The sequence below is a fragment of the Cytobacillus sp. genome, from assembly GCF_964223445.1.
Lineage (GTDB): Bacteria > Bacillota > Bacilli > Bacillales > Cytobacillaceae > Cytobacillus.
The window spans coordinates 1-3242 of sequence record NZ_CAXQGS010000055.1; the positions used below are offsets into that span (position 1 = coordinate 1).

A 3242-nucleotide genomic window follows, 5' to 3' on the forward strand; every position below is an offset into this window, starting at 1 on the left:
CTATTATTTGGCTTATCTTTCCATTGGCGTGATATGGGGAACTAATTTTCTGTTTATGAAATGGGCAGCTGAGTGGATTACGCCGTTACAGATTGTATTTTTAAGAGTGGCCGCCGGTTTTGTCCCGGTGTTTCTCTATGCACTATACAAAGGTCAATTTAACCTTGCGCATCTAAAAAATATTCACCACTTTTTCATTATGTCCTTTCTCGCAACGACCATTTACTATTACTGTTTTGCTAAAGGAACAGCTTTATTGGAGTCGGGAATTGCAGGGGCTTTAAGCGGATCCATTCCAATTTTCTCCGCCATTGCAACATTCGTACTGTTAAAAGAAGAAAAAATCACAAGAAAAGCAGTAGTTGGTATTGGAATCGGCTTAATGGGTGTGATTATTATTGCAAGGCCGTGGGAAAGTGGGGCTGCAGGGCTAGATATCAGCGGTATTTTCTATATGTTAGTGGGATCACTCAGTATTGGTGTTTCTTTTGTTTATGCAAGGAAATATATAACACCCATGAACATTCCACCCGCAGTACTGACCAGTTATCAGATGCTGATCGCTATGATCGCCATTGGCTTCTTTGGCGACTTACAGGGAATTGAGAATATCCAGTCGGATGGTGTCGCCTTGATTGGGGTTTTAGTTGGGCTGGGATTGCTCGGAACTGGGTTAGCCTACATTCTCTACTATGTCATCGTAAAGCATTTAGGGGCAGTTGTTGCCTCTACTGCAACGTATATCCCACCTGTCGTGTCTCTATTGATAGGGGCTTTTTTAGCCAATGAACTGATTTTGCTGAGCGACTGGGGCGCGATGCTCCTCATTCTAAGTGGCGTGTTTGTGATGAATAAAAAGTCGGGTGAAAAGAAGATGATTAATTGAATGAAAAAAATGATTCGGTTTACATATTGCCGGATTATCGGAAGCTGGCACAGCTTTATTTAAAAACCCCCAATAACCTTTTATTAACAGGGTGTTTGGGGGGGCGTCTATTATCTACAAAATAGCACTTAAAGGGACAAATTTTACTGACCCGAAAGTTTGGGGAGGGGAAGCTGTCATTCCATTTAATTGTAATAAAAGTGAATCATTTCAAGAGTGAGACCGTATAATAGCTATCAGCTTTTTGTACTTGGGTTCATTTCAAAGAAATGGAGGAATGGTGATGGCAGACAAGCTAGGTCGTTGCAGGATTTTATTATTATATGGAGTGTTGGGTCTTTTGCTTAGCGCGATAGTGGCTGGCTGTTCGACTGAAGGTGGCGCGGGGGATGAAGAAGTTGCTGAAACGGCTGAAAACGTGGAGCCAGATGATGATGAAATGGATAAAAGCGAAGAAGCGATTCGAGCGGTTATTACTCAAGAGTTCAATGGGCCGGATGAAACCTATAGGCATTTGTGGAACGTTATGGCGGATAAGCAACCGGTGGACCCGAGCGAAGAAGAGTATAGCGCTTTTCTAGAGTCTGTTGAGTATGCAGACTTGATGGATTATATGGAAGAAAGTTATGCAAAGTATTTTACCGAAAACGGCTATGAGAATTTTTCCAGGATTGGGGCATTCTACTATAGCTTTAGCGATCGCGAATATCAACTGAGCACTTCGGACATCGATATTGTGCAAAGCGATAATGGGGAAACGCTTTACAGTTTTACGTTCAATGTATGGCATGAGCCGGCAGAAGGCGAAGCGGCAGCATACAGATTCGAAGGCAGGGCAATTGTTCCCGAAGAAGGCAAAATCGGAAAGATCGAATTTGGCGATCAAGACCAGCTAATCAAAGACATCAGATAGCGGTAATTTTTGAAACGCAGCGAATAGCAGCTGCGTTTTTTGTGTTCGAATTAGTTTTCAAAACTGCCGCTTCGTATTCGATAACTTGAGCAACAACGGAATCAATAATGAAGCAAGCGTTACATAAAGCAAAAAGAAAAGGATAAGAATTGCCCAACCCGCTTCCATGTAAATACGGACGTAATTAAATACCAGAACAAAAGGGACGAGGAATAGCATATAGCTCCAGAAATTCGATTTACCTGAAGCGTATTGCACAGTGTGGCAATTTCGACATTCTTGTTTGCCTTTGAGGTTGAGTTTGAACATGTCTTTCCAGTTCCACTGATATCCGCAATTTTGGCAGTGAGGCATAAGGTTCATCCTTTCTGGCAATCGTTTATACAATTAGTGAAGAATGCAGTTGATTATTCGATCGTTTTGCCGAAGCGTTTGTGGGTGTTCGATAGTTTGTAAAAGAAAGGCATCAGTAGTGAAACAAGCGTTATGTAAATCAGTATGGCAAGGAAAAACCATAGCCAGCTGATTTCGTAATAAGCATGCACGAAGTTCATAGGAAGGAGAAAAGCCGTGGAAATCAAAAAAGTGGTCCAAAAATTAGATTTGTCCGATATGTACTGCCTTTTGTGGCAATTCGAGCATTCCTTTTTGCCTTTCACGCTGAGCATTAGAACTTCTTTCCAACTCCATTTAAATCCACAGTTCTGGCAACGAGGCATAGCATTCATCCTTTCTCATTCGCTGGGTAGTCGGCAGCTTTGGTTTGTTTCGGCCGGTTGTGCAGCTTGATGGTATAAGGCAAGAAAATTATCACCAGTAAGCTCAAGATGATAAAAAACAAGATATAAGCCAAATCAGGAACCTCTAGATAAGCCCACGGAAGAGGCGCGATGAACAGGATGATAAGCAAAGGGATGTATAGTTTAGGGTTAAAACCAGGTGGATCGTACTGCATTGTATTGCACGTTGCGCATTTTCGTTTCTTTTGAAATCCGATTTTCATGAGGTTAATCCAGCTCCATTTTGTTCCGCAGTTTTCACAATGAGGCATTGGTTTGCTCCTTTCCATTCCAAATTGTCTTTTGTTAAGTATTGTATACCCTTGATTTCAGAAGTAATCCAAATTATTGGGAATAATATAAGGAATCTTCCCTGCGGATGAGTATAGGCAGCAATAAAATCAAAACCGGCTGCTTTGTTCAATCCATAAAAAGATATTCCGGCCTATCTATGCAGCAAGTCCTTGCTATTGCATGACAATATTCTTAGAATAAAGGTATAAGTTGTAAATAGGGAGGGTGCGGGGTATGAAGTTAAATATGGAACAGCGGCGCATAGTGGAACTCGAGCCGGGCGGGCCAATGTTGGTAAAAGGGGTGGCTGGATCGGGCAAGACGACGGTGGCGATTCGGCGGATCCATTTTTTGATGGATCATTATTGCC

Annotated in this window: 6 protein-coding genes; 3 read left to right on the forward strand and 3 right to left on the reverse strand. The window is 42.0% G+C overall.

The window, feature by feature from the left end:
• Both ACEQ1T_RS10650 and ACEQ1T_RS10655 read left to right on the forward strand, forming a co-directional pair.
• The coding region (locus ACEQ1T_RS10650; RefSeq protein ID WP_370222813.1) for a DMT family transporter at nt 1-886 on the forward strand (886 nt) is incomplete at its 5' end.
• 283 nt (nt 887-1169) lie between these two features.
• Entirely contained in the window at nt 1170-1799 is a 630-nt protein-coding gene (locus ACEQ1T_RS10655) for a hypothetical protein (protein ID WP_370222814.1), read from the forward strand.
• Between the two features lie 57 nt (nt 1800-1856).
• Here the strand turns inward: ACEQ1T_RS10655 and ACEQ1T_RS10660 are convergent, their stop codons facing one another.
• Genes ACEQ1T_RS10660 through ACEQ1T_RS10670 form a run of 3 tightly spaced genes read right to left on the reverse strand, consistent with a single transcriptional unit; the run spans nt 1857 to nt 2850 of the window.
• On the reverse strand, nt 1857-2162 hold the full coding sequence (locus tag ACEQ1T_RS10660) for a TIGR04104 family putative zinc finger protein (protein ID WP_370222818.1): 306 nt from the start codon (nt 2160-2162) through the stop codon (nt 1857-1859).
• Nucleotides 2163-2206: 44 nt separating this feature from the next.
• Nucleotides 2207-2527 carry a TIGR04104 family putative zinc finger protein gene (locus tag ACEQ1T_RS10665; protein WP_370222815.1) on the reverse strand — a complete coding sequence of 107 codons (321 nt, stop codon included), beginning with the start codon at nt 2525-2527 and terminating at the stop codon, nt 2207-2209.
• Nucleotides 2524-2850 (reverse strand): TIGR04104 family putative zinc finger protein, encoded by a 327-nt coding sequence (locus tag ACEQ1T_RS10670; protein WP_370222816.1) that lies wholly within the window; start codon nt 2848-2850, stop codon nt 2524-2526. The genes ACEQ1T_RS10665 and ACEQ1T_RS10670 overlap by 4 nt, the downstream gene beginning before the upstream one ends.
• Before the next feature lie 268 nt (nt 2851-3118).
• On the opposite strand from ACEQ1T_RS10670, the gene ACEQ1T_RS10675 reads away from it, so the two are divergent.
• Nucleotides 3119-3242: UvrD-helicase domain-containing protein (locus ACEQ1T_RS10675; RefSeq protein ID WP_370222820.1), on the forward strand; the 124-nt coding region annotated here is incomplete at its 3' end.